This window comes from Methylomonas subterranea, from assembly GCF_024505185.1.
Taxonomy (GTDB): Bacteria; Pseudomonadota; Gammaproteobacteria; order Methylococcales; family Methylomonadaceae; genus Methylomonas; species Methylomonas subterranea.
Map to the genome: position 1 here is coordinate 1 of NZ_JANIBJ010000077.1, position 3,794 is coordinate 3,794.

Consider the following 3,794-nt stretch of genomic DNA (forward strand, 5'->3'; position numbering starts at 1 on the left):
GGCATCGTAGGCGTAGGCCAGATTGAGTTGGTTGCCGACGCTTTGGCCGGCCAAGCGGTAGTCTTGGTCGTAGTTACGATTCAGGGTCAGGCCGTTGCCGTAGGTCAGACCGGTGACAGGGCCGAACGGCTGGCGGACAATATTATCCGCCAGGATGCGGGTGACATCGTAACCGCGGCGGGAAAAGTCGCCGTCGTCCCAGTCGTGTACCGATATACGGTCGACTTGGCCGGTTTGATCGTAGTGGTAGCGATGCTGGCGGTACCAATTAAATTGGACTTCGGTGACTTGATCGTCGGCGTTGTAAAGGTAATTGATCCTGTCGATACTGGTATCGTACCAAGGATGGGCCAATGCGGTTGCCGTTGTGTTGACCACATTGCCGCGCTTATCGTAATAAAAATAGAGCGGCGCGGCATTGCCTCGTCGGCTGGAGGTTAAACGGCCCTTATTGCCTACCAGCCAATCGTAACCGTAGCTAATATCAGCTTCGGTGCCGGGATAGTCGATACCAAGTAAACGGTTGAGGGCATCGTATTGGTAAGTGGCGGTGACGCCGCCGGCAGCGGTTTTTTGCGCCAGGTTGCCGGCGCTGTCGTAGCTATATTGAGTAATGCCGGTGTTGGGGCTGTCCAGTTGCGTGAGGTCGCCGAGGCCGTTGTAGCTGTAAACGGTGCCGTGGTTGTTGGCGTCGGTGACTTGTACCAGCCTGTCCAGGGCGTCGTAGTCGTAGTCGGTCTGGCCGTTGAGCGCGTCGGTGCCGCGGATCAGGCGGTTCAGACTATCGTATTGCTGTTGGGTGCTGTGGCCGTTGGGGTCAGTGATTTGGGTCAGGTTGCCGTTGGGATCGTATTGGTATTGGGTGGTCTGGTTGTAGGCGCCGATGTCCTGGGCCAAGCGGTTTAAGGCGTCGTAGACCCGGCTATGGGTTTTGACGACATGGCCGTCGGCATCCAGAATGTCTTCCTGAATGCGGTTGCCCATGTTATCCAGGGTGTAGTGAATTTTGCCGTTCAAGGCGTCGGTGATGTCGGTCAGGCGGTGGGCGGCGTCGTAGCTGAAGCGGTAATACACGCCGCTGGGCCGGGTGAGTTTGATCAGGTTGCCGACATTGTCGTAGTCGTAGGTCGTGGCATGGCCGTCGACGGTTTTGCGGGTCAGGCGGCCGCGCGGGTCGTAGGCAAAGCTGACAACCAGGCCGTTGGGATCGACTAGCCTGAGCAGGCGGCCGTTGGCGTCGTAGTCGGTAAAGGTGGTGGTGTGGCCGAGGGCGTTGCTGACGGTATGCAGGTCGCCGGGATGGTGGTTGGCCGTGGTATCGGCGTAGTAGGTGTAGCTGGTGAGGTCGTTGACATCCGTGCGCGGGCCGTCGGCGGTTAATACTTGGCCGAGGGCGTTGTAAGTGTAAACCCAGGTACGGCTTTGCTGGCTTGCGGTGTCGGTGAGGGTTTTGCTCAGCAGGTTGCCGTTGGCGTCGTAGCCGAAGGTGCTGCGTTGGTTGGCTTGGTCGATTTGGCTGGGTAGCCGGTAATCGGCATGCCACTGGGTGGTGACTTTGCGCTGGCTGCCGCTCGGCGTGTAGGCGGCCAAATCCGCCGGACAGGTCGAACCGGCCGCCAAGCCTTCGACGCGGACGGTTTCCAGGTTGCGGCTCAGGTCGTAGGCGTAGCAGCTGAGGTTGCCGTTGAAGTCGGTGCGGCTGGCGAGGTTGCCGTTGGCGTCGTAACTTTGACTCCGTGCAATTGAAATACCATCAGTCGTGGTTTGGTTAATGCCGGTAGCTTTGCGCACGTTTTGCACATTCTGAAACGTAAAATGCTTAACCGTATTAAAGCTATCCTTCGCATCAGTCGTACCGTCTCCGTTGTACGTCAAGTCAATCTGTTCGGCATCTCCGGCGTGCTTAGAAAGATTTGCCCGACCTTGGCTATCGTAGGACCAAGTTGCATAGCGATTGCCGTTTTCGTCGGTAATGCCAGTTAGCGCATGGGGAAACGATGTGTTTTCGTAATGATAGTAGCGAGCGCTGTTATCCTGATACGTAACTCGACTGAGGTTTCCTAAATTATCGTATTGATAATTGCTGCTCAAACCATCGGGATAAGTGACGCTACTGATTCTGTTTGCCGTGTCATAAGTCAATTGCAGACTATGACCGAATGGTCCGGTAACCGTAATTAGCCGTTGATTACTGTCATATCCGTATGAGGTAACTCTCCCGTCCGGGGTCTTACGGAATTGAATGCGTCCGTTGTTGTCGTAACGCTCTTTCGAACCTTGGCGGTCGGCTAAGGTAAAGCCATTGCTATCTTGCGTCAAAGCCAATTGAGTATCCGCATCGCCTGTCCATAGTCCGTTAACCAATTTGAATACTTCCGATCGGCCGTCGGCCTGATTAATGGCAACTCCAGTGCCAGTAACAGCCAAATTAGAGCCAAGTTGATGGGACCAGCCATAGCCCAATTGTCCTGCGGCTCGAAGCCTATTTCCGCTGTTATAAAAACGAATGAAAGATAAGCCAGCACCAACATCGGCATAGTCTATTTCTTTTTGAAACTTGTTCCCGGTTGCCGCATCGCATGGATTTCCAAGCTGTGTCGCAATGTTGCCTTTGTTGCAATCGCCGGATGCCCCCATGCTTTTGCGGTTATCCGTCCCGGGACATGTATTATTTGAGTAGTTCGGCGCAGAGCCATCCGGACAAGAAAGATTCGCCCGACAGGTAAAGCCTCCGCTGCAACGCGTATTTGTACAGCGGATGAGTAAACCCTGCCCAATATTAGTGCATTGATCGGGGGTTAGATACATATCCGAATGGCCCGAGTACATTCTATGCCAATCATCGATACGTCCGGTTCCCGATGGCGGCATCGATAATTTTCCGGAGGCATAACCGTAGTCATACCAGCTATCGATGGTCGCCGGGTAAGTCGCGTACGCTAGAGGCCCGCAGCAGAACAGCGCAATTAAAAAATACCAAGGCCACAAATCCAATTTTCTCATCAGTTTTGAACTCACCGTTCTTATCCTCGCTAAAGGTGTGGCGTACATGCGTCTGAACTGTATACCGACAGCGTATTGGCGCCTTTTTGCAAATTGACCGAAGCGGCTCCCGAACCGAGAAAGTTGATCAGCGTGGTAAAGGTACCGCTCTGGCAGAAAAACGGCGTCCCGTTAATGTAAGCGGTGACCTGACCTTGATCGCCCGAATTGGCATTGCCGGAACCCGTGCCGGAGACGCCGATCTGCGACGAGGCAACCGTGCTCCCGCGCGCCGGCGAGGTAAATTGCAGGGAGCAGGCTTGGGCGGAGTGAAGCGAACCGAGGCCCAACAGCAAAACAATCGAGACACGATATAAGCGCCGTTGTTCAGTGGCCCACACACCCTGTCCGCCCATGGCGAAATTGAGAACGACGCCTTGCTTACCGCATAATTTAATAAACAGAACCATGGAATCCCTCTGAACAGCTTGATATTAATCGCCTGGAGAATCTTGCCGCACAGTGCGGAGTTGAACGGGAACCGGTAAGCGAAAATCCGCCATGACTAACAAAATTCATGAGGGGCAAAACTAACACAGGCTTGCTTATTCCGTTAGCCTTTTTTGCCGGATGAATTGATAAGGCGCTTAATTTGTGACCCGGATCAAACCAAGTCCGACAACTCGTTTATTTAAGCACCTCTTTTTAAGACCTAACGACCATGAAGCCGGTGCCTCGTCCCGGTAAATAAAAGGCGGTCTCGTAGGGACGACGCACAGTCGCGATGATAGCCCCGCGAATCGCGACTGTGC

General features: G+C 54.2%; 2 protein-coding genes and 1 pseudogene. All 3 read right to left on the reverse strand.

Annotated features, from left to right (window positions below; all coding sequences use genetic code 11):
• Nucleotides 1–2,325: hypothetical protein (locus NP590_RS20265; RefSeq protein WP_443192672.1), on the reverse strand; the 2,325-nt coding region annotated here is incomplete at its 3' end.
• Between the two features lie 54 nt (nucleotides 2,326–2,379).
• A pseudogene (locus tag NP590_RS20660) lies at nucleotides 2,380–3,051 on the reverse strand (DUF6531 domain-containing protein); the annotation flags it as partial.
• Nucleotides 3,033–3,452, reverse strand: a complete 420-nt coding sequence (locus NP590_RS20270) for a carbohydrate-binding protein (RefSeq protein WP_256604558.1) — start codon at nucleotides 3,450–3,452, stop codon at nucleotides 3,033–3,035. The pseudogene NP590_RS20660 and the gene NP590_RS20270, both read right to left, overlap by 19 nt.
• Nucleotides 3,453–3,794 lie beyond the last annotated feature (342 nt).